Source organism: Marinobacter salinisoli (assembly GCF_017301335.1).
GTDB lineage: Bacteria > Pseudomonadota > Gammaproteobacteria > Pseudomonadales > Oleiphilaceae > Marinobacter > Marinobacter salinisoli.
The window spans coordinates 1,775,915-1,802,367 of the sequence record NZ_CP071247.1; the positions used below are offsets into that span (position 1 = coordinate 1,775,915).

Genomic DNA, 26,453 nt, shown 5'->3' on the forward strand with positions numbered 1-26,453 from the left:
GGGCTAATTTTACTTGGTTGCGTTCGGTGCGGAAAGCCAGAGGCAATACTTGGTTTTCCGCCCGGTATGATACATTTCAGCGTGGCGCATCCCTAAAGTATTTGAAAGGCGGATATGGCAACCCTCGACAACGAATGGCTTCCGGGCTGGACTACCGATTCTCCTGCACCGGGTGACTGGCTCCTGCTGGTGTCCGGGACGGAGATCCTGAAACCGGCAGAGGGGTGGCTCGTTCCCGTCAGTAAGCCCGAGTTTTCTGCCGAGCAGGGAGCAGCGGTTTCGCTGGGTACTCTGGGCGGGCAGCCGGTGTTCGTTGCCGGGAATCAGGCGGGTGTCAGCCCCGAGCTTGAGGCCGTGAGCCTGCGTGATGCACTGCTTATGGCTGAGGACGTGCCAGCCGGCCTGTTAAGCACCGGATTCCAGCTTTGGCAGTGGTGGCACGACCATCGCTATTGCGGTCGGTGTGGAACAGAAACCGGGATGCACGCGACGGAGCGAGCGAAGTGGTGCGAGCCCTGCGCCATTCCCTGGTACCCCAGGTTGGCGCCCTGTGTGATCGTGGTGATTCGGAAAGACGATCGCATGCTGCTCGCCAAGTCATCCCGGGTAAAGCGGCACTTCTACAGTCTGATTGCGGGTTTTGTCGAGCCCGGGGAGAGCCTCGAGTCTGCCGTTGGCCGGGAGGTCAAAGAAGAAACCGGGCTGGATGTCACCAATATTCGGTATTTTTCCTCGCAGCCCTGGCCATTTCCTCATCAACTGATGGTGGGTTTTTTTGCAGACTATGCCGGCGGCGAGCTGATTCTGCAGGAGGATGAGCTGGTGGATGCAGACTGGTTTGTGCCCGGGCAAATGCCACCGGTGCCGCCGGACACTACCATTGCTGGTCGCCTGATTCAGGCCATGGCGTGCGAAATAGCTCGCAAAGGAGCCAGCTTGTGAGTGATCAACCGGCACCCAGAGTGCTTGTTTTTGATTCCGGTGTTGGAGGCCTCAGTGTCGCGTCCTGCATTGTGGAGGAGCTGCCGGGCATCGAGCTGGTGTATCTCGCTGACAACCTCGGCTTCCCTTATGGTGACAAGCCAGAATCGGTGGTGGTGGAACGGTGCCTGAGCCTGATTGCCGCAGTACTTGAGACAGTACCCTGTGATGTGATCGTTGTGGCCTGCAATACCGCCAGTACCGTTGTTTTACCGCACCTTCGGGCCATGACTGATGTGCCGGTCGTGGGCGTGGTGCCAGCGATCAAGCCGGCTGCGGCCAAGACCGAGAACGGACGTATTGGTGTGCTCGCAACGCCAGCCACCATTCGGCGCCCTTATCTGGACAGTCTGGTGAACGAGTTCGCGGCCCATTGTCAGGTTGAGCGTATTGGCCACTCCGGACTCGTGCGCTGGGCCGAAGACCTGGTTCGCGGTGTCCCGGTACCGATGGAGGCGCTGGCCGCCTCGGTCGCCGGCTTCCGGCGAGTCGATGTCGATACCGTAGTGCTGGGATGCACCCACTACCCGCTGCTTGGCGCGGCGCTTCGTGAAGTGTTACCGGGTGTGCACCACTGGGTGGATTCCGGTCAGGCCATCGCTCGACGTGTAGCTTACTGGCTGACCGAGCTGGGAGGCATTGAGCGGGCATTGGCGCCAGAGCAGGGAATCCCGTGGCCGGTGCGCTGTGCGCTGTTCTCCGGCCCGGCCCCCGAGGGTGTGGCGGGTTTCATGGCTGGGCTTGGCTTGCCAGCCCGCAGTATTCTGGCGAACTGGCCGAGCCGGGACGGTCGGGTCAGATCAGTCGGGTTAGCTTGAACATGGCAAGAAACTCAAGCGCCGGTATGGCCCGCTTGTGACAGCAATAGGTTTTGAACTGCTCGCCACGGAAGCGTGACTTGGTGAACTCAAGGCCCTTGAAGTTGTAAAGGAAGTTCCCTTTCTCATACACCAGATGCTCGAGCTTCTTAAGCATCCGGCTTTCCTGGTGTTCGATGGCCCGATCGAGAGACATGGGGATCAGCCCCAAGTCAATGAAGGGAACGCCCTCCGCTTTGAACACCTCCATCGCGCGCAGCATGAGGGTGTAGAAAATACCCTGTTTGAAATCTGCATTGGCCCGGGAGATGTTGGGCACGTAACTGATGATCTCGTTGTTCAGGTAAATCGGGTCAAAATAGATGAAGCCAACGGCCTTGCCGTCCTCGTAGGCGTAAAAGTGCCGCTCGTTTTCCCGGTAATCCATTTCCATCGGTCGGATCAGGAAGCGAATTTCGTTGCTCTTGCACTTGCGGGTGCGAATCCAGGCTTCGGAAATTTCCCGGGTGTGGTCGTCGCTGAAGCGTTCCTTGACGGTAATGTTCTTCTTCTTGGCCTGGTTCAGTGCGGTGCGCAGAATCTGTTTCTTCTTGCCGCTCAGGGACCATTTGCGAAGGTCGATACGGGACTCGCAGCCGAACTGGGTGCCGTAGAGGCCAAAACGCAGGTGAAGGACGTCTACAACAGCCTTTGACACCTGGATGTACGAGGCGTTCGGGAACCGGTTGTGAAACTGTTCCAGAATGACCGCGAACTGGTCCGGAGCACACACCGGGTCAGACAGCACGAACGTTCCTCCCCATTTGCGCATGTAAGCGATGTACCCGACTCCGGGCATGTCGAAATACTGCATGCCCGGCTGGAGGGTGGAAAAAGCCTGGGAGTGTACCCCGTATTTTTTCAGGTAATTTACCCGCTCAGCAAAGGTGAAAGAGCCGCTGGCCAGTGATTGGAGCCCATCCAGGGCAAGAGTCTGATCCGACATGGGTCTGCTTCCCGATGTTTGTTCGTAGGGTGGCCAGCTCAGGCCTGCTTCCGACCGAGGATGGACCAGTAGCAGTCCATGTTGAGCAGCTTGAAGTGTTTCTTCTCGGTCACTTGCAGACCCAGGCGCTGCATGTGCTCGGGGTAGTTGTAGATTTTGTGGAAGGCGTTGTTGGCAAAGACCCAGAAAATAAACACCGCGAAATACCAATACATTTTCTTGAACAGGCGGGCGAGAGGATTGCCACTGGGATAACAGAAGTCCCCGACCACCACGCGTGCTTCCGGTTTGCCAAGACGAATCAGGTGTTCGAGTACTCGCAGCATCATGTCCTCGTCGAACACATTGAGGAAGAAGTTGGCAATGACCATGTCGTATTGCTCGAATTCCTCGACTTTCATGATGTCGCTGTGGATGCGACGAATCTTCAGCAGCGGGGCTTCCTTCTGCTGGGCGGCAGCGAATTTGCGGAGCATGGTTTCGGACAGGTCGACGACCGTCACATCCGCGCCCAGCTCGGCGGCGCGGATTGCATCACGACCATGACCGACACCGGCAAACAGAATTCGATCGCCGGGTTTCACCGTTTCCACATCCAGCATCGCCGTCTTGCATCGATGGATATTTTTGCCGCTGTAGAGGTTGCTCAGAAAATCGTATGCCGGTCCGATGTACTTGTATTTATCGCGCATGATGACTGCTGCCTGTTCTTGTTTCTCGGGTTGTTGTCACCGTTTCTTGTCATTGTTGGCCTGACAGCTGTATCGGTTTCGGTGATCAACGCCTGGTACATTCGAGCTTAGAGAACAGGGTGGCTGAAAGATGTGCAGGAATCCGCATTTCGGTATACAAACGGTAACGCAAAAACAAGCTTTGCAAACCTTATCAATATTCTGAAACTGAGTGTTCGACAATCGATAAAGGATAACTAGATGGCTTCGGCGCGAGTTCGTGTGTCGCCAAGGGAGCGGGTAATTTTCGCGGGTGGTCTGGCAGGGCCATAGTAAAAACCCTGGACCTGATGGCAGCCAAGACGACGCAAGTAGGAAAGCTGTTCCCCGGTTTCCACGCCTTCGGCAATGATCTCAAGTTTCAGACCATGTGCCATGGCAACGATGGCGTTGACGATACAGGCGCCGTCCTCTCCGCTGCGGATCGCTTTAACGAAGGATTGGTCCACCTTGAGGGTGTGGATCGGAAGTTTGTGCAGATAGTTCAGCGATGAATAGCCGGTGCCAAAATCATCAATAGCAATGCGAATGCCCGTTGCGGCCAGTTCCCGGAGCTTTTCACTGATCTGATCGAGATCGCTCATGATGGCGTTTTCGGTAATCTCGATTTCCAGGTTTCTGGTCGGGAAGTCATGAGTTTTCACCTTTTCAAGCAGGGTCTCGACGAACCTGGGGTGCTCAACCTGCACCGGCGACAAATTGACTGCCAGGCGCAAATCCGGGTGTCCGCCGCGGATCCATCGGCCGGCGTCCTGAAAGGCCTGATCCAGTACCCGCTCACTGAGCTGACTGATGAGCCGAGTTTCCTCTGCCAGTGGCAGGAATTCGCCCGGGTAAAGCAGGCCGCGTTTCGGATGCTGCCAGCGTACCAGCGCTTCAAAGCCAACGATTTGATTGCTTTTTGAGCAGACCTGGGGTTGGTAAAACACCTTCAATTCATTCCGCTTCAGTGCCAGCCGGAGATCCCGTTCCATCTGCAGACGGCTGGTGGCATCGATGCTCATGTCGGCTTTGTAAAAACGGTAGCCGTCTTTTCCGGACGCTTTGACGTGGTACATGGCAATGTCCGCACTCTGGATCAGCTGGGCGATACTCGACCCCACATCGGGGTATATTGAGATGCCAATGCTGATGCCAACAAATACTTCATGGTCGCCCAGTTGGAATGGTGCCCGCATGGCGTCAATGAGTTTTCTGGCGATTCCCCGGACGTCTTCCTCGTCATGAATCGACGGTAGTAGCAGGGTGAACTCGTCGCCACCAAACCGGGACAGCGTGTCGCCCTTGCGCAAGCACTGCTCCAGTCGGTGGGCAACCGCCTGCAATAGGCGGTCGCCCATGCCGTGACCAAGTGTGTCGTTGATCACCTTGAACCGGTCAAGGTCGAGGAACATCACAGCCAGTCGGGTTCCGTCCCGCCGGGCGTGGGTAATGGCGAGGTCGAGTCGATCCTGGAACAGCGTGCGGTTTGGCAGCCGGGTCAGTAAATCGTGGTAGGCCTGATAATTGATGAATTCGGCGGCCTCCTTGCGTTCGGTTACGTCGCGGGCGGTTCCGTAATAGCGTGCACTCTTGCTGCTCAGATTGGTCTGGGCGTCGTCGGCGTGTGGCCAGCTTTGTGGATCGATGGGGAAGGCGGTCACTTCAAAATGCCGCGTAGCGCGGCGGCCGCCGCGGGCTTTTAGCCGTAGCTCAAGAGTTTTCGGGTTATCGGCTGAGATATGGGGATCCGCGAGGGAGTATTTGTCCCAGGCGAAGTCCCGGTCGTCGATGAGGTGACGAAAATGCTCGCCGCAGAGTTCGCTCGGGTCGTAGCCCAGTAGCCCCTCAACCTTTCGGTTGATAAAGCAGAATCGCCCATCGGCATCGAGCATGAACACGATGTCTGGGGAGTTGTTAACTATATAGCGGTGCAGGGCCTCGGACTTTTCCAGCCGTTGCTGAATTTGTTCGTGGGCGCGCAGTAATGAACGTTTTTTGAGCACTCGAGCGACGGTCGTGAGTAATTCGTCCGGGTCGTAGGGCTTACGGAGGTAATCCAAGGCGCCGTGTCGCAGCGCCCGGCTGACGGCGCTGAACGAGCTTTCGCCGCTGACAACGACAACGCCGCAATCAGGCTGAACCCTGGCAATGTGCGCCATGGTGTCGAAACCGTCGATCTCGGGCATCCTGAGGTCCAGCAGGGCTAAATCAAAGGCCTGCTTCAACACGAGGTCGCAGGCCTCTTTGCCGCCCTGTGCTTCGGTAACCTGGTAGCCTGCCTCGCGCAGGAGGTGGGCCAGCATGTTCAGCAGCCTGGGTTCGTCGTCGGCCAGCAGAATGTGTGCCGTCAGTTGACCGCTGAGTTGCTCGGCAGTGAAGTCAGATGCCATTGGGCTGTTTCCGTTGTTTTTGCATCATCAGTAATGGGTTTTTCGCGGCTTATCGTTGGCAGCAGGATCCGGAAGGACGTGCCCTCCAGACCCGTGCGACACGCAATGATGCCCTCCATGTCATCAATGACGTTTTTCACGATACTCAGGCCCAATCCGCTGTGGCCTTCTCCTTTTGTGCTTTGCACGGGCTTGAACAACGTTTCTCGAACGTCAATCGGGATGCCTAGGCCTGTATCTGAAATCTCCAGCTCCACCCAGGTGCGGTGGTCATGCCAAACCGGGGACGCTGTTCGGATCTCAACTTTGCCGCCTTCCTCCGGCAAGCTTTCGGCCGCGTTACGAACCAGATTGATCACCACCTGTCTTATGGCCGACGCGTCTGCGGAGAGGTGGGCCGGGTATTCGCAGAGGTGAACCTGGAGTTGGTGCTTGGTATTGGCGAACAGGGTGTCGTCCAGAATTCGTGCCACACTTCTGAGTTCGCTGTTTAGTTCGATCTCGACGGTTTCGTGAGGGTACTCTTCCGCGCGGCCCAACTGGTCCAGAAGCTGTCCGGCCCGATGGAGTTCTTCTTTGATGACGGCCAGGTTCTCACGAACACTATCGGTTTGGACCTGGCGACCCAGTTGGTGCAAGTACTGGCGAACAATCGTCAGGGGGTTGTTAATTTCATGCACCTGTTTGCGGATCTGGTCTCTGACAAGTTCGGCAGCGAAGGGCATGCCTTGGCCGCTGTTGCCAGGCTGTTCATTGAGCGCTGTTGCGAGCAGGCTGGTGAACAGTGTTGCCAGCTCTGATGTGTCATCCGGGGTCTGATTATCGGTGCCCAGGATGTAGACCGCTACGCAACCACTGTTTGTGAGCAGCGGAATGGCAACCAAAGACGGGGTCCGAAGTATGGCAAGGATCTGTCGGTCCAGAACCGTGAGTGCACGATCATGAAGCTGGGCCAGGCCTCCGGTATTGCAGGCTTCTGTTAGCACGCTGCCACCGGGCTTGCTGGACACCGAAAGCGCGGGAAGCGCACCGATTGTGCCGGCCAGCAATTCAAGGGTCTCGTTGCGATGGGTAAAACACAGGGCGGGGCGGCCGGTCACCATGGCCAGGCTCTGGACTGTATCGGACAGAATCTCGTCCATGGTGCTATTCAGGTCCGACAGGCGGAGAACCTGGTTGGCCATGCTCTCGCGCAGCACGGTTGCCTGCAGTTGTCGAGCGGTCTCATCGCCGTGATAGTCGCCATCGAGTGTGATGCCAAACCGGGTTGCGGCGGTGGCGACCTCATGCGCAATGCGACGGTTCAGCTCCCTGACCAGTTCCTCGGTAAGCCCAAAAACGGTTGACGCCGCTTTGATGCCGGCGGCATCCGATAAAGCCAGCCGGGTGGCTACGCTGATCAGTTTGACCAGATGTCCGGCATCCCTGAGTTCGTCCGGTAATGCCTGCTGGTAACGCATGGCATCGGCCGGGACGACGCCCAGTCCCCAGTCTGTTGTCAGCTTGGCAGCGATCGTGGCCAGGTTGTTGAAGTAGTATTGCTTGCCCTCGGGCGTGGGGGTCTTGATGGCGAGCAGTTCGCCCACGTTGTGCAGCATGCCCAGAACAAAGGCCAGGTCGGGTTCCTGGTATTGGGTCAGGGTCGCGAGGGCGCGGGCAGTCAGCGCGGTGCTCAGCGAATGCCGCCAGAAATCCCTGAGTTGGAGCCACTCTTCACGCCCCAGTTGCAGGGGTAGTTGCTGCAGCGCGGCGGTCAGAACAAGGTTGCGGAACCGTCGACTACCCAGGCGTGCCAGAGCCTGCTCGATCGAGGTAATGCTTGCAGGCGGTTGGCTGGAGGCGTTGGCCAGGGAAAGTATGCGGGCCACCAACCCAGTGTCCATACACACCAGTTCGCTGATCGAGCGTTGACTGTCGTTCTGGCGACAGGCTTCCAGTACACGCAGAATGATCTCAGGAAGACTCGGTAACTGAAGATCTGGAGCTAGATCCATACGCTTGCCTGCCGCTGTATTTCAGAGATTTTGAGAAGCAGTTAATGCTTAACGGATTGTTTACTTTTGTAACGAGGCTCGAGCTTAGACAATAATCGATGTCGATTAAACCGCACAGAGCGCATTTCCGGCCCCGTCTTGTCGGACTTGTGAAACGCGTTGAATTTTGGAGGCATGTAAGCCACCGCTTTGCTGAATGGATGCAGGGAGTTTGAAATGACAGGGAATCAGTCGCGGGCATCGTCGGCCCACCGGTCGCATGGCACTGCTGACGCCGAAAGCCGGAACACAGATACATCGAGTCAGCCCTCGGCGCGTCCGGGAGATCGTTGTATGACCGCCGTCCGGGAGCTGGAAACGGTGCTCCCCACTATCGCGAGCAACAGCATGCTGCGTTATGAGGCATTCACCCGGTTGCTTGCACTGCTCGGGAGCATGCCTGACGGAGACACTGTTGAAATCATTCAGACAGGGCTGGGCGAGCTCCAATGGGAGCAGTTGCTACCCGAGGACCGGGAACGCTTTGCTGACCACCTGCGGCATCTGGCGGATCAGGTTTCGCCCCTGCCGGTCGATCCGCCCCCTCCGGTCATTGCAGGCCTGAAGCCGGATGCGCCCGAGCAGTCTGCCTCTCACGGGCAGGTTTCCGCGCCCGAATACACCCGCCAGATACCGCCTGCCGATGAGGCTTACGACCAGCAGCGCTTCGGAGAGCAGTCGCGCCTCGTTGAGGCGTTGAAGGAGACGCCCGCCGATATGTCCTTGCAGCGATTGCTGGACTCCCTGATGCACGGCTCGGGCGATCGGTCTTAGCACGCGAAGGCCAAAAGTCTTTGCCTTTTGCAATTCTCATCGGGCAGTTACGGTCCCGTAACTATGCTCACTGTCACCTTGCTGTCACGATGGTTGTGCAATTATTGATCGAAAAGGTGTGATCGTGGCCCGCATTATGCAAAGGCATCTGTGTACACATTTTACGCCGACTTAGGGCCACAGGAAGTAAGTGGCCGATGTTTGAAAAGTTATGAGAAGGAGTTCGCCCATGGCAACACAGCAGTTGAAGTCCGGAGAGACGTCATCAAAAGTTCTTGAACAGCTCCGAGGCAAGCATGTACTGATCACCGGTACAACCGGGTTTCTGGGAAAAGTGGTTCTTGAGAAGCTTATCCGGGCCGTCCCCGATATAGCCGGCATTCACCTTCTTATCCGGGGCAACAAGAGTCATCCGGAGGCTCGCGGCCGATTCCTGGAAGAAATTGCTACCTCATCGGTGTTCGAGCGACTGCGTCACGATGACAACGAAGCGTTTGAGACCTTTCTCGAGGAACGCATCCACTGCATTACCGGTGAAGTCACCGAGCCCATGTTTGGCCTTTCGGAACAGGCTTTTGACCAGCTCGCGGGCACGCTGGATGCTGTCATCAACTCCGCTGCCAGCGTGAACTTCCGGGAAGAACTCGACAAAGCGTTATCCATCAACACACTGTGTCTGTACAACATTGCTGAGCTGGCATTCCGCAATCACCATCTGGGTGTCATTCAGGTATCCACCTGCTATGTGAATGGCAAGAATGCCGGAAACGTCGGTGAGGCGGTGATCAAGCCAGCCGGTGCTGCAATCCCGCAAAGCGATGAAGGTTACTTTGAAATTGAGGAGCTGGTCCGGCTTCTCGAAGACAAGATTGCTGATGTGCGCTCGCGGTATTCCGGTAGCGCCCTGCAGAAGAAACTGGTGGATCTGGGGATTCGGGAAGCCAACCATTATGGCTGGAGCGACACCTACACCTTTACCAAGTGGTTGGGTGAGCAGTTGCTGATGAAAGCCTTGTCCGGTCGCTCTCTGACGATTGTGCGCCCCTCCATCATCGAAAGTGCGCTGGAAGAGCCTGTAAGAGGCTGGATTGAGGGTGTGAAAGTGGCTGACGCCATTATCCTGGCCTACGCCCGCGAGAAGGTCACTCTGTTCCCCGGAAAGCGATCGGGCATTATCGATGTGATTCCGGTGGATCTGGTGGCCAACGCCATCATTCTGTCATTGGCGGAAGCACTTGCCGAGCCTGGAGAGCAGCGCATTTATCAGTCGTGCAGCGGTGGCACCAATCCGATCCGTCTGGGTGAGTTCATTGACCATGTCATGGACGAAGCCAGGGAAAACTACGCCAAGTACGATCATCTCTTCTATCGCGAGCCGTCCAAGCCCTTCTTTGCGGTGGATCGCAAACTCTTCGATCTGGTGGTTGGTGGTGCACGCTTGCCCCTCAGCGTGACTGATCGGGTGCTCAAGATGCTGGGCAACAGCCGTGAGCTAAAGGTGCTTCGAAATCTCGACACCACCCGCTCGCTGGCCACCATTTTCGGGTTTTATACCGCGCCGGACTATGTTTTCCATAGCGACCGTCTGCAAGCGCTGGCCCGGCGTATGGGTAGCGTTGACCAGACGTTGTTCCCTGTCGACGCACGAGCCATCGACTGGCGCACCTATCTGCGTGACATCCATCTTGCCGGGCTCAACCGGTATGCCCTCAAAAAGCGGAAGGTGTATAGCCTGCGCTCTGCAAAGGCTCGCAAAGCCGCAGCCTGATCCTCGACCCGGCCGGCTGCGCATTCCGGTCGGGCGCCTTTTCTGCACGTCAAACAACACGGTCGGGTGGGTTGGTTCCCCGGCTGTGTTTCGTTGTGTCTGTTCTATGCTGTATCCATGTGTGCCCGCAGAGATGTACGGCGCCTGATGGTGGGGCTGGCTTGCCCGCAGTTTGGACGTTGGTCTAATTCATTGTTCCTTTGAACACATGGTGAACTAAGACTATTCGCAGGAAAAGATCGCCAGGTCTGATGCCCCGTATTGCGTGAAATGACAATGACAAGAGATGCCAACGAAAGGGAGAGCACCATGACTGAGAAACACATTTTTCCGGTAAGCCCCGAGGTTGCCGATAGGGCACTGATCAACCGGCAACAGTACGAGGATATGTACCGTCAGTCAGTTGAGGATCCGGACAGCTTTTGGGGTGAACACGGCAAGCGTGTGGATTGGAGTAAGCCCTACACCAAGGTGAAAAACACCACCTACGACTTTGATAACCTGTCAATCAAGTGGTTTGAGGACGGGGAACTGAATGCCTCGGCCAATTGTCTGGATCGTCATCTCAAAGAGAGGGGCGATCAGACCGCCATTATCTTTGAAGGCGATGAGCCTTCAGATTCCCGCAACGTTACCTACCGGGAACTGTACGAAGAGACCTGCAAGTTCGCCAATGTCCTGAAAGGGCTTGGGGTCAAGAAAGGGGATGTGGTGACGATCTACATGCCCATGATTGTTGAAACTGCAGTTGCCATGCTGGCTTGCGCCCGAATCGGTGCCATCCACTCCGTGGTTTTTGGTGGCTTCTCGCCGGAAGCACTGGCCGCCCGGATCGCGAACGGCAAGTCGCATTTCGTGATCACGGCCGATGAAGGAGTTCGCGGTGGCCGCGTGATCCCGTTGAAGAAGAACGTCGATGCCGCCCTGAAGAACGAGAGTGCCGGTCACGTGGACAAAGTGGTTGTTGTAACTCGCACTGGAAACAAGGGTGTGCCCTGGAACGATGGTCGTGACGAACGTTACGAGGACTTGATGGCATCGGCCTCCGCCGATTGCCCGCCAGAGCCCATGAATGCTGAAGATCCGTTATTCATGCTCTACACCTCGGGTTCCACGGGGGCGCCGAAAGGGGTGCTGCACACCACCGGTGGCTACCTGGTCTACGCCTCGATGACCCACGAATATGTGTTCGATTACCATGACGGTGATGTGTACTGGTGCACGGCTGACTTTGGCTGGATCACTGGCCACAGTTACATCCTGTACGGGCCGCTGTGCAACGGTGCGGTAACGCTGCTGTTCGAGGGCGTGCCGAATTACCCGGACGCGTCCCGGATTGGCAAGGTGGTCGATAAGCACAAGGTCAGTATCCTCTACACTGCGCCGACGGCCATCCGTGCACTGATGGCGGTGGGCGATTCCTGCATGGATGACAGTTCACGGGACTCCCTGAAACTGATGGGGTCGGTGGGCGAGCCGATCAATCCGGAGGCCTGGGAGTGGTATTACCGGGTGATCGGTAACAGCAAGTGCCCGATCGTCGATACCTGGTGGCAGACGGAGACCGGCGGTATCCTGATTACGCCGTTGCCTGGCGCTGTTGATCTGAAGCCCGGTTCAGCTACCTTGCCATTCTTTGGCGTCCAGCCGGCGCTGGTGGACAACGATGGCAACATTCTCGAGGGCGCTGCTGAGGGCAATCTGGTGATTCTCGACAGCTGGCCCGGACAGATGCGCACCATCTACGGGGATCACGAGCGCTTCAAGCAGACCTATTTCAGCACCTACAAGGGCCGCTATTTCACCGGTGACGGCGCCCGACGTGATGAGGATGGTTACTACTGGATCACCGGCCGGGTGGATGACGTGCTGAACGTGTCCGGCCACCGCTTGGGCACCGCCGAGGTGGAGAGCGCGCTGGTGGCTCATAGTCAGGTGGCTGAGGCTGCCGTGGTCGGATACCCGCACGAGATCAAAGGGCAGGGTATTTATGTCTACGTGACCCTGGTTCAGGGGCAGGACCCGTCTGATGAGCTCAAGAAGGAGTTGGTTCAGTGGGTGCGCAAGGAGATCGGCCCGATTGCTTCTCCGGATGTAATACAGTGGGCGCCCGGGCTACCTAAGACCCGCTCTGGTAAGATAATGCGTCGGATTTTGCGTAAGATTGCTGCGAATGAGCATGAACAGCTGGGTGACACCTCCACTCTGGCCGATCCAGGGGTGGTGGACGAGCTGATCAGTAACCGTGAGTTTAAGTAGGGCCTGGCAAGGGCCTTGAACCAGAGAGGAAGGAATTGAATGGCACAGACAATCATCGTCGCTGATGACCATCCGCTGTTTCGAGCTGCATTGAAGCAGGCGGTCAGTCAGGCAGTGCCGGATGCCGAAACCGTTGAAGTCGATAGCATCAAGGCCCTGCAGGCGGCGGTGGAGTCGCACCCGGATGCGGATCTGGTGTTGCTGGATCTCAATATGCCGGGTGCCCACGGGTTTTCCGGACTGGTCTTTATGCGGGGCCAGTATCCCGGATTGCCCGTGGTGGTCGTTTCGGGTTCCGAAGAGCTCCAGGTAATGCGTCGTTCCATTGATTACGGTGCGTCCGGTTTTATTCCAAAGTCTGCACCCCTGCCCACCATCACTGAAGCAATTCAGGCGGTATTGGAGGGCGATGTCTGGTTGCCGGACGGCGTCGCGGACAAAATCGAACGCATGGACTCTGAAACTACCGACTTCTCGGAGCGGCTTGCGTCCCTGACGCCTCAGCAGTTCCGGGTTCTGGGCATGCTTGCCGAAGGATTGCTGAACAAGCAGATTGCCTACGATCTGGATGTATCCGAAGCAACCATCAAAGCTCATATCACTGCGGTCTTTCGCAAACTCGGAGTCAGAAATCGCACTCAGGCGGTCATTGCGATCCAGCAGATGGAGATTGATCCCACGGATCAGTCCTTGTCCGGGGGGTAGTTACAACGCTGGTTAGCGTCTGTGAAGAAACGGGAGCCTTGTGCTCCCGTTTTTTTTGCGTTCGTGGCCGGTGGGCATCGCGTTCTCATTGTGTGTTTCTGGCCGCTTACTATCGCTTCTGTCACTGGCTAAAGATTACGGCTGTGCGCAATCGGTGTCCTTAGGGGCCGTTACCTATAGGTTTCGGTTGTTATTTGTTCGTCGGTGATGTAAGTTTCAGCGTACACATGTACTCTAAAATTCGTGCGAGACGCTGAAGAAGCAAATAGGTGAAAGATGAATGCAGCTGTGAAGCCCGAACCGCTGGAAAAGGTCGTGTTTGGACAGGCCGATGAGCGTGAGCTCAGGGATCAAATGAAAAAGGATTTGCCTGCGGATACCTTCAAGGCCAAGCCTTGGCGGGTGATCTGGTTCTTGCCTCTGCAACTGGTTATCTGGGGCGGTATCGCCACCATCCTGATGGCCGGTTTGCCCTGGTACGCGAACCTGGGGCTGGCATTACTGGTGGGGCACACCTTGGGTTGTCAGGCGTTGCTTGCTCACGAGGTGATGCACGGGGCGCTGGGTATGAGTAAGGGCTGGCAGAACTTTTTCGGCTGGCTGGGTTTCGGGCCTCTGATCGTGCCGCCCGAGTTCTGGCGCAAGTGGCATAATGTGGTGCACCACGGGAACACCAATTCCGGTGACACCGACCCGGACAGCTTCGGTACACTTCGCCGCTACAAGGTGGACCCGAAACAGAAAAAGTTCACCAAGCTGGCTCCCGGGTCAGGCACCTGGTACAGCTACCTTTTTCTGTTTTACTCCTTCACTTTCCATGCGCAGCTGGTGCTCTGGTTCCAGGCCAAACGTCGCAAACAGTTCAAGGGCTTTAACCGGACGAAGGCAATCGTGCAGTCTTTCGCGTGTGTTGCCGTCTGGGGTGTTTTGGCAGTGTTGTCCGGGCCGCTGGCGGTGTTCACCGTGCTGATTCCGTTCATGGTGGCCAATGCGCTGGGGCAGGGCTACATCCTGACCAATCACTTCCTGCGCCCGCAAACGCCGACCAATAATCCTCTGGATAACTCCATGAGCTTGCGGGTGGGGCCGGTGCTGGATCGTCTGCACTTCCGGTTCAGCCACCATATCGAGCACCATTTCTTCCCGAAGATGTCGTCCAATATGGCGCCGCGGGTACGGGAATGGCTGGAACAACATCACGGCGAGCGCTACATGGCCATGCCCCACAGCACGGCGCTCAAGCTGCTTTACACCACACCCCGGGTTTACAAGTCCCCGACCGAACTGGTGGATCCGAATCGTCCGGAGCGGGTGTTTGATTTGTTGCCGCTGCAGAAACAGTTCGCCGCCAGTACGCGTTAAGCCTGGGGAACGGACGAGTCTGACATCCTCGGCAGGGAATGCCCCTAATCGGGGAGGCTTCGGCCTCCCCGTGTTGCTTTCCGGTTCAATCCGCCTGGCTTCCCGGGCTTTTCAGCAGCACGCCGGGATTCAGAATCTGGTCCGGATCGACCGACGTTTTTGCACTTTCCAGCATGGCGACAAACAGCGGCGACGCCTGACGCAGATAGTGTTCCCGGTGATCTTTGCCCACAGCGTGATGGTGCGTAATCGTGCCGCCTTCGTTGATGATGACATCCGAAATCGCACGTTTGATCTCATCCCAGCGCTGCAAATCATCCTTGCCATTGCCCTGAGCCATCACCGTGTAATAGGGCGCAGGGCCGTCCGGATAAAGGTGAGTGAATCGACAGGTAATAAACCCCTTGCCACACAACCTTTCGATTGCACGATTGGCGGCAGTCAGGATCTGCGTATTGAAGTGCTCAAATTTGTCCCAGGTGATTGCGGTTTCAAAGGTCTCGACAATCAGGCCGCGGCGGACCAGTTCATCCCGGAGGTAAGGCACGGTAATAAAGGCCTGCTTCCAGGTATCGGCCTTATCGTCCCGTTGGTTACCAGTTTCGGGGGCTGGGGCGGACAGGTTAATGCCGCCGCACGCCGTGGTGATCGAGAGACAGTCGTTCAGTTTCTGACTGACCGGGAAGGTGCTGGATTCACAGCCCAGAATCAGGATGTCCAGACTGCCGTCCCCCAGTCCCATGAACAGGGCTTCGCCACGGCCAATGAACCTGGCGTTGGACGGTTGCAGGCCGGATTGGCTGAGTTGCCGGCAGGCTTCGACCCCGTCGCCATAGTCTTGAAAACCGACCGTGGCAGAAGCCTTGTACTTCGGAATGGACTGAAGCCTGACCCAGGCCTCGGTAATGATGCCCAGGGTGCCTTCTGAGCCCAAAAACAAACGCTCTTCACTGGGGCCGGCGCCGCTGCCGGGCAGGCGGCGGGTTTGAACAACCCCCTTGGGGGTAACCACGCGAACCGATTCAACGAAGTCATCGATGTGGGTGTACTGCATGGCGTAATGGCCGCCCGCTCGGGTCGCAATCCAGCCGCCGAGAGTGGAGAACTCAAAGCTTTGCGGGAAGTGTCTGAGGGTGAGGCCGTGGGGTTTTAATTGCTGTTCCAGGTCCGGGCCGTAGGTGCCGGCCTGAATGCGGGCACAGCGTGACTCGGTGTCGACTTCCAGCACCTTGTTGAAGTGCAGCATGTTAACCGTGATGACCCCACCCGAGCGGCTTCTTGCCGGTGGTTCAATACCGCCCACCACGCTGGAGCCGCCACCGTAGGGGATGAGCTTAATCCGGTTCGCACCGGCAAACGCCATTAACTCAATGAGCTGCTCTTCGCTGGTGGGAAACGCCACGTAATCGGGAGGGTTATCAAACTGCCCATGGGCGCATCGCCAGGCATCCCGGTACGACTTGCCAAAGCAATGATGTAACCGGATTTCTTGTTCGCTGGTGATCCAGTTTGCCAAGGCCGCAGGTAGCGGAAATCGTGGCTCGGGCAGGGTGATGCTGTTCTGATCGGGCAGTGCCAGAGGCGCTTCCGCCTCTATGCCAAAGCCCGCCCTCAAGAACGCGATCAGGGTATCAGTCAGGGACGCGTCCAAAGGGCCTTTCTGATACCCCCAGCCCCAATACTTGCGCCGAAGGAAGTCCGCTACTGTTTCCAAATTGGCTGTCCCTTAAGTATCAGGCCGGCGTGGTTGGCGATCCGGCATACCCCAGGGTTTTATCCACGCCATTGAACAGCTCCAGCCCGCTGTGCCAACGGTCAAAGTTTTCGAGGAACTGGTCAGTCAGGGCGCGTTTCCAGCCGATGAAATCGCCAGCCATGTGGGCCGTCATGATGACGTTTTCCATATCCCATAGTGGGTGATCCTCTGGCAGCGGCTCCTTTTCGAACACATCCAATCCTGCGCCGGCGATGTCACCGTTTCTGAGTGCGAGGATGAGATCGTCGGTTTTCACGATGGGCCCGCGGCCGATGTTGATCAGGCGTGCGGTGCTCTTCATGGCGCGGAATGCCTTGGCGTCGAACAGCCCTTCCGTCTGGGGGGTGAGCGGCGCGGCGATGACAACGAAATCGGCGTGGCCAAGCTGCTCATAAAGGCTGTCGTGGCCATGGACAGCAACAAAGTCAGGGTCGTCGTTACGCGGTGTGCGGGCGATACCGTGGGCGGTCATGCCAATAGCGGTGACCAGTCGGCCGATCTGGCGGCCAATGGAGCCCGCGCCAACCACCAGTACCTGGTTGCCCTGGGCCCTTTCGGTATCCCGATGTTTCCAATGGTGCCGCGTTTGCAGACGGAAAGAGCCGGGGAAATCCTTGGCGAACATCAGGATCGTGCACAGCACATACTCGGCGATGGAACGGTCAAAGATGCCCCGGGCGTTGGTCACCACGACATCGCTGCTGACCAGTTCATCGAACATCAGGGCATCGACACCGGCGCTGGTGGCATGGATCCAGCGTAACTTATCGGCTGAGCCCCAGGCGGCTTTCAGGGCTTCGGTCCGGAAGTCGGTCACCATCATTATATCGGTGCCGGGCAGGGTGTCCCTGAGCGTCTGTTCGTCGCAGGCAAAGCGAACTTCGGCACGGGATCTGACTGCATCCATGCCGGGTGGTTCCTGCTCGCCGGGGGCTGTCAGGACCGTTACGACGGGCTTGCTTGGCTGTGTCATTAAACCTCCACCTGATAATGTGACTGTCGGGCATGCCGCTAGGCTTGAAAACAGTCTGGTCTGCCGGCGCGCTCGGGTCAACTGGCCGTCGCGCCGGCAGATTCTTGTTGTTGGAACCGGCGTTTCCGGAGCAAAAAATCTTTGTGATCTTTTGCCTTGTGTGGCCTTGGCGAACTAGCTACTCTGCATGAAACGGTTCATTTCTGACCTGTATGCAGGAGGTGTTTATGGCAGAGAGTGCTAATCAGGAAACCGGTCAGTCGATACCCCGGAAAGTGAAATATCGGAAGACGAAGGCCAGCTGGAACCCTGCCATGCACTCCATCCCGGTGCCAGGCATTCGCCGTATGGTGAATATGGCGGCGACCATGAAAGATGTTCTGCATCTTTCCATTGGCCAGCCAGATCTGCCAACGCCCCGGCACATCGTGGATGCCTATATCGATGCGCTCAACGCCGGGCAAACCGGGTACACCATGGATGCAGGGCTGCCCGAGTTGCTGGTGGCACTGAGGGACTACTACAGCAAGCGCTACAACCGAAAGCTCACCCGGGACAACATCCTGATCACCAGCGGTGCAACAGAGGCGATGTACCTGGCCATTTCGGCAACCTCTGCCCCCGGCCGCCAGTTCATCGTTACTGATCCTTCGTTTCTGCTCTACGCGCCGCTGATCCGGATGAACGGCGGCGAGGTGAAATTCGTTCCCACCCGGGTGGAGAACGACCATCAGCTCGACCCGGAGGAAGTGATCGCGGCCATGGGACCGCGTACGTTTGCGATCATACTGAACAACCCCAACAACCCGACCGGAGCGGTCTATCCGCGCAGCACCGTGGAAACCATTCTGGAAGAGTGTGCCTTTCGCGGCATTCAGGTTTATGCCGACGAGGTCTACGACCACCTGATTTTTGACGACGATGATTTTGCCAGCGTCCTGAACTGTTCGGTCGACCTGGACAACATCATGTGCATCAGCAGCTTCTCGAAAACCTACAGCATGGCGGGTCTTCGCGTTGGCTGGGTGATTTCCAACCAGGCGACCATCAAGTCCCTGCGACGCTATCACATGTTCACCACATCCGTTGCCAACACGCCGTCTCAGTATGCGGGGGTTGCCGCGCTGACCGGGGATCAGCAGTGCGTCCGGGATATGGTTGATATCTATCGGGAACGCCGCGACAAGGTGGTTGAGCTGGTGGCACAGACGCCTCATATGCAGGGATACAAGCCTGGTGGAGCCTTCTTCGTATTTCCGGATCTGCCCAGACATGTCGATGGGTCTGATCTGGCCTTGCGCATGCTGAAAGAAACTGGCGTGTGTGTGGTGCCGGGAGACGCCTTCGGTGAAGAGTCGACGCATGCGTTGCGTATCAGTTTCTCAACAACCTGCGAGAAACTGGAAGAAGCGTTTGATCGTATTATTCCCTGGATGGCGAAACAGAAGTTCTAGGGGATTGCCATGCCTGCTCTGGAATTGATGCTCATCCAGTGCCCCTATTGCTGGGAGACGCAAGAGATAGCCATTGATCCCTCGGTTTCAGAGCAGGAGTATGTTGAAGACTGCCAGGTGTGCTGTCGTCCGATCGTACTCTCAATAACCATTGATGTTGACCTGACGCCCCACGTGGACGTTCGGGCCGAAAACGATTAATCCGCGCCCGATTTACGCCACGCGCCCCGGGATGGCCGCCGGGTTGTGGCCATCTGCAATTTATATGGAGACGCAACATGTTCCACGCCTTCAGAGGGCTTTCATTTTTGCTGCTGGCCATTCTGGCCCTCACCAGTGGGTGCGCGAGTTTTTCGCCTTACTCCGTTTCCGAGCGTGAGATCGAAAAGCATCTGAAAGAGGCGGTGCGAGATTTCGATCGCGAACAACTCAGAGCAGGTTCTCCGCTAAGTCTGAGTCTTGATGACGCGGATATTACGCTCGGCCCCGACGGCCGCGATGTGGCGGTGATAGATGTGAAAGGGCAGGTGTCGTTAAACGCACTTCTGGCGCGATTGCCAGTGGATATTTCCCTCAAGGTGGAAGGGGCGCCGGTGTACGACAGCACCGAAAAGGCGATTTATTTGCGCCGGCTCCAGCTGCTGGAGAGCGAGATTGATTCCCCACTGTTCAAGGGCGATCTGAAACCCGTGACCGATAACGTGATGCGTGCCGTGGCGCAGATGCTCGAGGTCATGCCGGTCTACCGGCTGGATGAAACCGATTTTGCGCAACGCATGTTTGGCGCCATGCCGGTGGATGTGCGGGTTGCGCCGGGGCGTCTGGAATTCATCATGGACGGTGAGTAAGGCGGCCCACGCGGTGGCCGCCTCCTGAGCGCGCCCGCCTATCCTGAAATTCTGCGACGAATGGCGGCACCAATTTCCTGGGTGCCTCGCTGGCTTTCGCCACTCTCCGCGAGATCGGCCGCAACGGCGTCGTGCAACTCCTTGCCTGCTGCGGCCAGGGCGGGATCTTTCCGGCCCAACCATTCCAGCATACGAGCGGTCGTGAACAGCATCGCCGTGGGGTCTGCCAGTCCCTGCCCCGCAATGTCTGGCGCGCTGCCGTGGGTGGGTTCGAACATGGACGGAACATCCGGATCGGTCGGGTTCAGGTTGCAGGACGGCGCGACGCCCATGCCACCGGAAAGCACCGCCGCCAGATCAGTGAGAATGTCGCCCTGCAGATTGCTGGCCACCACCACGTCAAAGGCCCAGGGGCTCTGCACGAACTTCATGCACGCGGCATCCACCAGTTCGTGATGGATGGCCACATCCGGAAACTCCTCGCTGATTTCCTCGAACGCTTCGGTATACATGTCACCCCAATGACGCAGGGCGTTGCGCTTGGTGATCAGGCACACCTGGCTCTCACAGGTACGCCCGTCGAGTGTCCGGAAGCTTCGGGTTCGGCCTTCTTTCACCCGTTCGGCGGCCCTTAGCCGGGCTTGCTCAAAACCGTACCGGATGATGCGATCGGTGGCTTTGCGGGTGAACACCTCCATTTGTGTCGCCACTTCGTCGGATGTGCCTTTGCGCAGCCGGCCACCCTGGCTGACGTACTCACCTTCAGAGTTTTCGCGGATTACGAGCATGTCGATGTCACGGGCGCGCTCATCCGCCAGATACTGGCGAGCGCCGGGTAGCAGGCGCGCAGGCCGTTCGCACACCCACTGGTCAAATCCCTTGCGCATGTCCAGCAGGGGGGCGAGGGAGATGCTGTCTGGCAGCAGATAGCGGTCTTTGTCATCCACAGGGCCTGGATCCCCAAGCGCTCCAAGAAGAATGGCGTCGTAAGCCCTGAGTTGTTCCAGCGCGTCGGCGGGCATGGACTCGCCGTGCGCCTCATGCCAGGCATGGGATGGCCAGGGAAAACGGGTCCATTCCACAGCCAGCCCATGTTTGGCTCGGAGGGCTTCAAGGCAGTGAATGGCTTCGCCGATGACTTCGGGGCCAATGCCATCGCCCGGTGTGACAGCGATACGGGTATTGTCGGCCATTCTGGTACTCCTTTTCTGAATTGGCGCGTCGATAAATGACAACCCCAGTGTAGTCATCTCAAGTATCTATGCCACCACCAGGTCCGCGTGTTGATGCCTGTTTTACCAGCCCTTTCCCGGGCGTTATAGTGACGGTTCCAGAGACAACAAACAGGATGGTTGCCTTGCTCTACCGTATCATTACCGTGATTGGCGCGCTGGTGTTTGTCGTGGCCCTGTTCGGGCTGTTGTGGTTCTTCTGTAAAAAGTTCCTGCAGCATCATGGCGTCACCGACCAGGTCTCTGACCGGGCAACCGTTTTAGCCTCCTGGACCTTTGCCGGCATCAGTGTGGGGCTGCTGCTGGCGGTGGTTGGCGCCTTCATTGTCGGCCCCTGGGCGTTCTACCGTACTCTGCGGGGGCACGATGTGCCGGTGTCAGATGGCGCCGCCATCTGGTGGGGATTCGGAATTGTCGTGGCCTCGTTGGGCATTACTTCAATTGGCTTTCTGCTGTTTCTCAAAGCCGTCGGCGCTTACTGAGCCTGGCCTAGGAGATGGCCTGCAATTGATCGCGAAACCACACCAGCGCCGGCTCCCGTTCGTAGGCCTTGTGCCAGTAAAGGTACACATCGATGGAAGGCATATCCGCCGGCGGCTTCAGAATGTGGATATCCGCGCGCTCGGCAATGATCCGGGCGTAGGCTTCGGGCATGGTCAGCAGCAGGTCGCTCTGTTCAACTACCCGGCAGGCGGCGTAATAATGCTGGCAGCGGAGCCGGATGTTGCGTTGTACTCCCAACCGGGATAACTCAAAGTCCTCAATGCCCGGGCCTTCAGAGCGTGAGGACACGAGCACATGCTGATGGCGCAGGTAGTCGGCCATGGTCATGGGCGATGAAACAAACGGGTGGCCGGTTCGCGCCAGCACCACCAGGCGATCCTTCCGTAACAGCTGATGAGCGGTCTGGTCGCTGACCGGTAACAGCACATCCACCGCAAAGTCCAGCTTGCCAGCTGCCAGTTGGCTCTCCATCTCCCGCCTGGCCACCCGCTGGCTGACGATCTCCAGTTCTCTGAACGGTTCCAGGCGCTGCATCAGTGGCGGCAGGAATGTTGATTCCAGAATATCCCGCAATCCGAGCGCGTAGGTTTTCCGATGGTTGGCCGGATCGAAGGCATGAAACTGATTCACGGCGGTCTGAATCTGGGTCAGGCCTGGCCGCATGGAGTCCCGAAAGCGGCGCGCCAGCGGCGTTGGCACCATTTGATGGCCCTGACGGGTAAACAGCGGATCGTCGAAGTGGTCCCGCAGGCGTGACAGCGAGTGGCTGACCGCCGGTTGTGTCAGGTTCAGGGCCTGCGCGGCGCGGGTAAGGCTTCCTTCCCGGTAAATGGTGTCAAACACGTGCAGCAGGTTCAGGTCCAGTCGGTTCAGTGCCACGGGAAGCTCCAGTTAATACGCATAAGAATTATTGATGATAAACGATAAGTAAAATTCAGTCGCGTAATAGATGTACGCCACCTAGACTGGTCTCAACGTGAAGATAAAGGCGCACTCCCGAAGTGCCGATTCAGTGAGGACACGGCAATGGACTTCAATATTTCCGAGAAAGGTCAGGACTATCTCAACCGCGTGAAAAAGTTTATGGCGGAGGAGATTTTTCCCATTGAGGAGCAGTACTACAAAGACATGGCTGCTCTGGACAATCGCTGGGTAGAGTTACCCGTCATTCGGGAGCTGAAAGAGAAGGCCAGGGCGCAGGGCCTTTGGAACATGTTTTTTCCGGACGACAAGTATGGCTGTGGTCTGCTCAATTCCGACTATGCCCTGATCGCCGAAGAGACCGGCCGAAGCTTCATTGCGCCGGAAATTTTCAACTGCAATGCGCCAGACACCGGCAACATGGAAGTGCTCATTCATTATGGCTCCGAAGAGCAGAAAGCCGAGTGGCTGCCGCGTTTGCTCAGTGGTGAAATCCGCTCAGCCTTCTGCATGACCGAGCCCGCCGTGGCGTCTTCCGATGCAACCAATATGGAAGCAACGGCCATCGTCGAAGGCGAGGAAGTGGTCCTCAACGGTCGCAAATGGTGGAGCACCGGCGTTGGTCACCCGGACTGCAAGGTTGCCATTTTCATGGGGCTGACGGATCCGGATGCCCACAAGCACCGCCGGCATTCCATGGTGCTGGTGCCGATGGATACCCCGGGGGTGAAGGTCGAGCGCATGCTGCCGGTGTTCGGCGCGTACGATGAGCCTTACGGTCACGGTGAAGTGGTGTTCGACAATGTTCGCCTGCCCAAGAGTGCCTTCATAGCAGGCCCGGGTCGGGGTTTTGAAATCGCCCAGGGACGTCTTGGGCCGGGACGTGTCCATCATTGCATGCGGGCGATTGGCGCTGCCGAGCGCACTCTGGAAATCCTCATCAAGCGGGCAATGACCCGAGAAGCCTTCGGCCGGCCAATCGCCAAGCTGGGCGGTAATCCAGACATTATTGCCAACGCCCGTATGGCCATCGAACAGGCGCGACTGCTTACTCTGAAATGCGCCTGGGCGCTGGATACCAAGGGCATCATGGGGGCGTTGCAGGAAGTCTCGATGATCAAGGCTGTGATTCCCTCCATGCTGCAGACCATCGTGGATCAGGCCATTCAGATTCATGGTGGCGCCGGAGTCAGTGATGACGATTTCCCGCTGACCCAGCTGTTTGCCTATGCGCGGGTTCTTCGCCTGGCGGATGGGCCGGATGAGGTGCATCGTGCGATGGTGGCGCGTCTTGAGATGCGCAAGTACAAGCAGTGAGGCGGATGTAGTCAGGCGAAAAAATTCAACAGAACAACGGGAAACACCATGACACAGAGAGTATTCATCACAGGCGGTGCAAGTGGGTTGGGGCGCGCTTTGGCGCTGCGCTATGCCAAAGACGGTGCCAGGGTTTGTATTGGTGACATCAACCCGGAACAGGGTGCGGGTGTCGAGCAGGAGATCAATACAGCCGGCGGTGAAGGCTTTTTCATCGAGTGTAATGTCCGCCGTCTGACCGATCTTGAGAAGGCTCGTGATGCCGTGGTCGAGAAGTGGGGCGGCGTGGATGTAGTGATCAACAACGCAGGCGTGGCCTCGGCCGGTTCCATTGAAGAAACCTCCATAGCGGACTGGGAGTGGATTCTGGATATCAACGTGCTGGGGGTTGTTCGGGGCTGCAAAGCGTTTACCCCCCAGTTCAAAGAGCAGGGGTCCGGTGCCTTCGTGAACATCGCTTCCATGGCCGGATTGATGCTTGCACCGCTGATGGATAGCTACAATGTGTCCAAAGCCGGGGTGATTGCGTTGTCGGAAACCCTGAGCCAGGAATTGCGGGATGATGGCATTCATGTGAGCTGTGTCTGCCCGGCCTTTTTCCAGACCAATCTGGCGTCCACCATGCGTTCGGACATTCCCGGCGTCCAGCAAAACGTGAACAAGCTGATGAAGCGTTCGTCCATCACCGCTGAGGATGTGGCGGAGGACATCGTGCGTTCCGTCGACAACAAGAGTTTCTGGGTATTGCCCCACGCCAAGGAGCGCCGGATGTGGATGCTCAAGCGCCATGCGCCAAAAGCCTTTGACTGGCTTATGCATCAGGAAAGCAAACGTTGGATGAGCAAAATGGGTGGCAAGGCCAAGGCCTGATCGCCTGCAACGAGGAGGAAATACCGAGATGACGCAGATTGACCAGGCGAAGGGGGTTCGCGAGGGTGAGGAGCTGGATGCAGCGGCCGTCGATCGGTTCATGAAACAGGCCATTCCGGATCTGGCCGGTGAGCCGACGATTCGTCAGTACCCGGGTGGGGCTTCAAACCTGACGTACCAGGTGGATTACGGCGGTCGGTCTTTCGTTCTGCGCCGGCCACCCTTCGGCAAGATTGCCAAATCTGCCCACGACATGTTGCGTGAAGCCCGGGTCATGCAGGCACTCAAGCCCGTCTACCCGTACGTGCCTGACATCATCGCTGTCTGCGACGACCATGACGTCCTGGGTTGTGATTTCTACGTCATGGAGCGCCTCAAGGGCATTATTCTGCGTCAGGACTTTCCCGAAGGGTTCGATCTGAGCGAGCAGGACACCCGCAAGCTGTGCCTGAGTGTGATCGACAAACTGGTGGATCTGCACCGCGTGGATGCCAAGGCAGCGGGCTTGGATTCGCTGGGCAAGGGCGCGGGTTATGTCCAGCGTCAGATTGGTGGCTGGAGTGATCGGTTTCGCAAGTCGCGCACTGAAGACGTCGGTGACTTTGAAACCGTGATGACCTGGCTGAACGACAAGATGCCCGAGGACGTGGCGCAGGTGGTCATTCACAATGACTACCGTTTTGACAACGTGGTCCTCAACCCGGACAACCCGTTCGAAGTGATTGGCGTGCTGGATTGGGAAATGGCCACCATTGGCGACCCCCTGATGGACCTGGGCAACAGTCTGGCCTACTGGATTCAGGCCGACGACGAGGGCCCGTTCCAGATGTTACGCCGCCAGCCGACCCACCGTCCGGGCATGCTTACCCGGAACGAGGTGGTTGCGTATTACATGGAGAAATCCGGTTTCCGCGTCGATAACTTCGATTTCTATGAGATCTACGGACTGTTCCGACTCGCGGTCATCATCCAGCAGATTTACTACCGTTTCTACCACGGCCAGACCAAAGACACGCGTTTCGCGGCTTTCGGCCATGCGGCCAACTATCTGGAGCAGCGTTGCCTGAAACTTATTGAAGCGAGCACGCTCTGATGGCAACCATTTACCTGGTGCGTCACGGACAGGCCAGTTTTGGCAAGGAAAACTACGACCAGCTGTCGCAGACTGGCTGGCAACAGGGGCGAGTGCTCGGGCGCTGGATGGTGGGCAGAATCACGCCGGACGTGGTGTACGGTGGGGATCTGGAACGCCACCGGGAGACCGTCGAGGCCATTGCTTCGGGTTTCGGCAGCCAGTTTCCGGACATGCAGGTTGCGCCCGGATTCAATGAGTTCGACCACAACGCCGTACTGACCCGGTTCCGCCCGGAATGGGCAGACCGCAGCGTGATGGCCCGGGACCTTCAAGCCTTCCCAAAGCCTGCCAGGGCATTTCAGGAGTCCTTCGTGCACGCGGTTCAACGCTGGGTTGCCGGAGACCATGACCAGGACTACGACGAAACCTGGCCGGCGTTTCGCAACCGCGTTCTGCAAGCCTTTGAGGACGTGATCGAGTATGCCGATGGCGGCGATGTTCTGGTTGCCACCTCGGGCGGTCCGATTTCGGTGATCTGCCAGCACCTGCTGGATCTGGACGATGCGCGGGCGCTGTCACTGAACGAGGTCATTGCCAACACCAGCGTTAGCCGGGTGTTGTACTCGGGCGCGCGGCGCAGCCTGTCCGTTTTCAATAATTACAGCCACCTGGAGGCGGAAAACCCTGCCCTGGTGACATTCCGATAATCGTGTTT

23 protein-coding genes are annotated in these 26,453 nt (G+C 57.6%); 15 read left to right on the plus strand and 8 right to left on the minus strand.

The features are described from left to right. The first annotated feature begins 114 nt into the window (after positions 1–114). A complete protein-coding gene (gene nudC, locus LPB19_RS08095) occupies positions 115–942 on the plus strand; it encodes an NAD(+) diphosphatase (protein ID WP_206645551.1) in 828 nt (275 codons plus the stop codon). Then, complete coding sequence (gene murI / locus LPB19_RS08100; protein WP_206645552.1) at positions 939–1,799, plus strand: glutamate racemase; 861 nt, start codon at positions 939–941, stop codon at positions 1,797–1,799. The genes nudC and murI overlap by 4 nt, the downstream gene beginning before the upstream one ends. Here murI and LPB19_RS08105 read toward each other — a convergent pair. The 4 genes from LPB19_RS08105 to LPB19_RS08120 form a co-directional block, all read right to left on the minus strand. Then, complete coding sequence (locus LPB19_RS08105; RefSeq protein ID WP_206645553.1) at positions 1,777–2,784, minus strand: DUF2156 domain-containing protein; 1,008 nt, start codon at positions 2,782–2,784, stop codon at positions 1,777–1,779. The genes murI and LPB19_RS08105 overlap by 23 nt on opposite strands. A gap of 38 nt (positions 2,785–2,822) precedes the next feature. Continuing rightward, positions 2,823–3,476, minus strand: a complete 654-nt coding sequence (locus tag LPB19_RS08110) for a class I SAM-dependent methyltransferase (RefSeq protein WP_206645554.1) — start codon at positions 3,474–3,476, stop codon at positions 2,823–2,825. Positions 3,477–3,712: 236 nt separating this feature from the next. Beyond that, positions 3,713–5,887 (minus strand): putative bifunctional diguanylate cyclase/phosphodiesterase, encoded by a 2,175-nt coding sequence (locus tag LPB19_RS08115; RefSeq protein WP_206645555.1) that lies wholly within the window; start codon positions 5,885–5,887, stop codon positions 3,713–3,715. Beyond that, on the minus strand, positions 5,845–7,881 hold the full coding sequence (locus LPB19_RS08120) for an HDOD domain-containing protein (RefSeq protein ID WP_206645556.1): 2,037 nt from the start codon (positions 7,879–7,881) through the stop codon (positions 5,845–5,847). Before LPB19_RS08120 ends, LPB19_RS08115 begins: the two co-directional genes overlap by 43 nt. 333 nt (positions 7,882–8,214) lie before the next feature. On the opposite strand from LPB19_RS08120, the gene LPB19_RS08125 reads away from it, so the two are divergent. The 5 genes from LPB19_RS08125 to LPB19_RS08145 all read left to right on the plus strand — a co-directional run bounded on the left by LPB19_RS08125 (position 8,215) and on the right by LPB19_RS08145 (position 14,788). Next, on the plus strand, positions 8,215–8,694 hold the full coding sequence (locus LPB19_RS08125) for a hypothetical protein (RefSeq protein ID WP_206645557.1): 480 nt from the start codon (positions 8,215–8,217) through the stop codon (positions 8,692–8,694). Positions 8,695–8,923: 229 nt separating this feature from the next. Further along, positions 8,924–10,462, plus strand: coding sequence for a fatty acyl-CoA reductase (locus LPB19_RS08130; protein WP_206645558.1), 1,539 nt, complete (start codon positions 8,924–8,926; stop codon positions 10,460–10,462). Between the two features lie 309 nt (positions 10,463–10,771). After that, complete coding sequence (acs, locus tag LPB19_RS08135; RefSeq protein WP_206645559.1) at positions 10,772–12,721, plus strand: acetate--CoA ligase; 1,950 nt, start codon at positions 10,772–10,774, stop codon at positions 12,719–12,721. A 39-nt stretch (positions 12,722–12,760) separates the two neighbouring features. Further along, a complete protein-coding gene (locus LPB19_RS08140) occupies positions 12,761–13,426 on the plus strand; it encodes a LuxR C-terminal-related transcriptional regulator (RefSeq protein WP_206645560.1) in 666 nt (221 codons plus the stop codon). Between the two features lie 276 nt (positions 13,427–13,702). Beyond that, positions 13,703–14,788 carry a fatty acid desaturase family protein gene (locus LPB19_RS08145; RefSeq protein ID WP_206645561.1) on the plus strand — a complete coding sequence of 362 codons (1,086 nt, stop codon included), beginning with the start codon at positions 13,703–13,705 and terminating at the stop codon, positions 14,786–14,788. An 85-nt stretch (positions 14,789–14,873) separates the two neighbouring features. Here the strand turns inward: LPB19_RS08145 and LPB19_RS08150 are convergent, their stop codons facing one another. Further along, on the minus strand, positions 14,874–16,502 hold the full coding sequence (locus LPB19_RS08150; protein WP_206645562.1) for an FAD-binding oxidoreductase: 1,629 nt from the start codon (positions 16,500–16,502) through the stop codon (positions 14,874–14,876). Between the two features lie 19 nt (positions 16,503–16,521). Then, positions 16,522–17,517, minus strand: coding sequence for a D-2-hydroxyacid dehydrogenase (locus tag LPB19_RS08155; protein WP_206645563.1), 996 nt, complete (start codon positions 17,515–17,517; stop codon positions 16,522–16,524). Between the two features lie 227 nt (positions 17,518–17,744). Between LPB19_RS08155 and LPB19_RS08160 the strand changes: the two genes are divergently transcribed. The 3 genes from LPB19_RS08160 (at position 17,745) to LPB19_RS08170 (ending at position 19,819) form a co-directional block, all read left to right on the plus strand. Then, on the plus strand, positions 17,745–18,971 hold the full coding sequence (locus LPB19_RS08160; protein ID WP_206645564.1) for a pyridoxal phosphate-dependent aminotransferase: 1,227 nt from the start codon (positions 17,745–17,747) through the stop codon (positions 18,969–18,971). Between the two features lie 9 nt (positions 18,972–18,980). Then, positions 18,981–19,172, plus strand: coding sequence for a CPXCG motif-containing cysteine-rich protein (locus tag LPB19_RS08165; RefSeq protein ID WP_206645565.1), 192 nt, complete (start codon positions 18,981–18,983; stop codon positions 19,170–19,172). A gap of 77 nt (positions 19,173–19,249) precedes the next feature. Continuing rightward, positions 19,250–19,819, plus strand: coding sequence for a DUF1439 domain-containing protein (locus LPB19_RS08170; RefSeq protein ID WP_206645566.1), 570 nt, complete (start codon positions 19,250–19,252; stop codon positions 19,817–19,819). Between the two features lie 38 nt (positions 19,820–19,857). On the opposite strand, the gene LPB19_RS08175 is transcribed toward LPB19_RS08170, so the two are convergent. Then, positions 19,858–21,012, minus strand: coding sequence for an isocitrate/isopropylmalate dehydrogenase family protein (locus tag LPB19_RS08175; protein ID WP_206645567.1), 1,155 nt, complete (start codon positions 21,010–21,012; stop codon positions 19,858–19,860). A 164-nt stretch (positions 21,013–21,176) separates the two neighbouring features. On the opposite strand from LPB19_RS08175, the gene LPB19_RS08180 reads away from it, so the two are divergent. Then, positions 21,177–21,533 carry a hypothetical protein gene (locus LPB19_RS08180; protein ID WP_206645568.1) on the plus strand — a complete coding sequence of 119 codons (357 nt, stop codon included), beginning with the start codon at positions 21,177–21,179 and terminating at the stop codon, positions 21,531–21,533. Positions 21,534–21,540: 7 nt separating this feature from the next. Here the strand turns inward: LPB19_RS08180 and LPB19_RS08185 are convergent, their stop codons facing one another. After that, the gene (locus LPB19_RS08185) at positions 21,541–22,434 is read right to left on the minus strand and encodes a LysR family transcriptional regulator (RefSeq protein ID WP_206645569.1); all 894 of its coding nucleotides are present in this window, start codon (positions 22,432–22,434) and stop codon (positions 21,541–21,543) included. A gap of 147 nt (positions 22,435–22,581) precedes the next feature. On the opposite strand from LPB19_RS08185, the gene LPB19_RS08190 reads away from it, so the two are divergent. The 4 genes from LPB19_RS08190 to LPB19_RS08205 are packed head-to-tail and all read left to right on the plus strand — an operon-like array spanning position 22,582 to position 26,445. Further along, complete coding sequence (locus tag LPB19_RS08190; protein WP_206645570.1) at positions 22,582–23,793, plus strand: acyl-CoA dehydrogenase family protein; 1,212 nt, start codon at positions 22,582–22,584, stop codon at positions 23,791–23,793. A 48-nt stretch (positions 23,794–23,841) separates the two neighbouring features. Further along, a complete protein-coding gene (locus LPB19_RS08195; RefSeq protein ID WP_206645571.1) occupies positions 23,842–24,663 on the plus strand; it encodes an SDR family oxidoreductase in 822 nt (273 codons plus the stop codon). Between the two features lie 28 nt (positions 24,664–24,691). Next, a complete protein-coding gene (locus LPB19_RS08200) occupies positions 24,692–25,756 on the plus strand; it encodes a phosphotransferase family protein (protein ID WP_206645572.1) in 1,065 nt (354 codons plus the stop codon). Beyond that, a complete protein-coding gene (locus LPB19_RS08205; RefSeq protein ID WP_206645573.1) occupies positions 25,756–26,445 on the plus strand; it encodes a histidine phosphatase family protein in 690 nt (229 codons plus the stop codon). Before LPB19_RS08200 ends, LPB19_RS08205 begins: the two co-directional genes overlap by 1 nt. Positions 26,446–26,453: the final 8 nt, after the last annotated feature.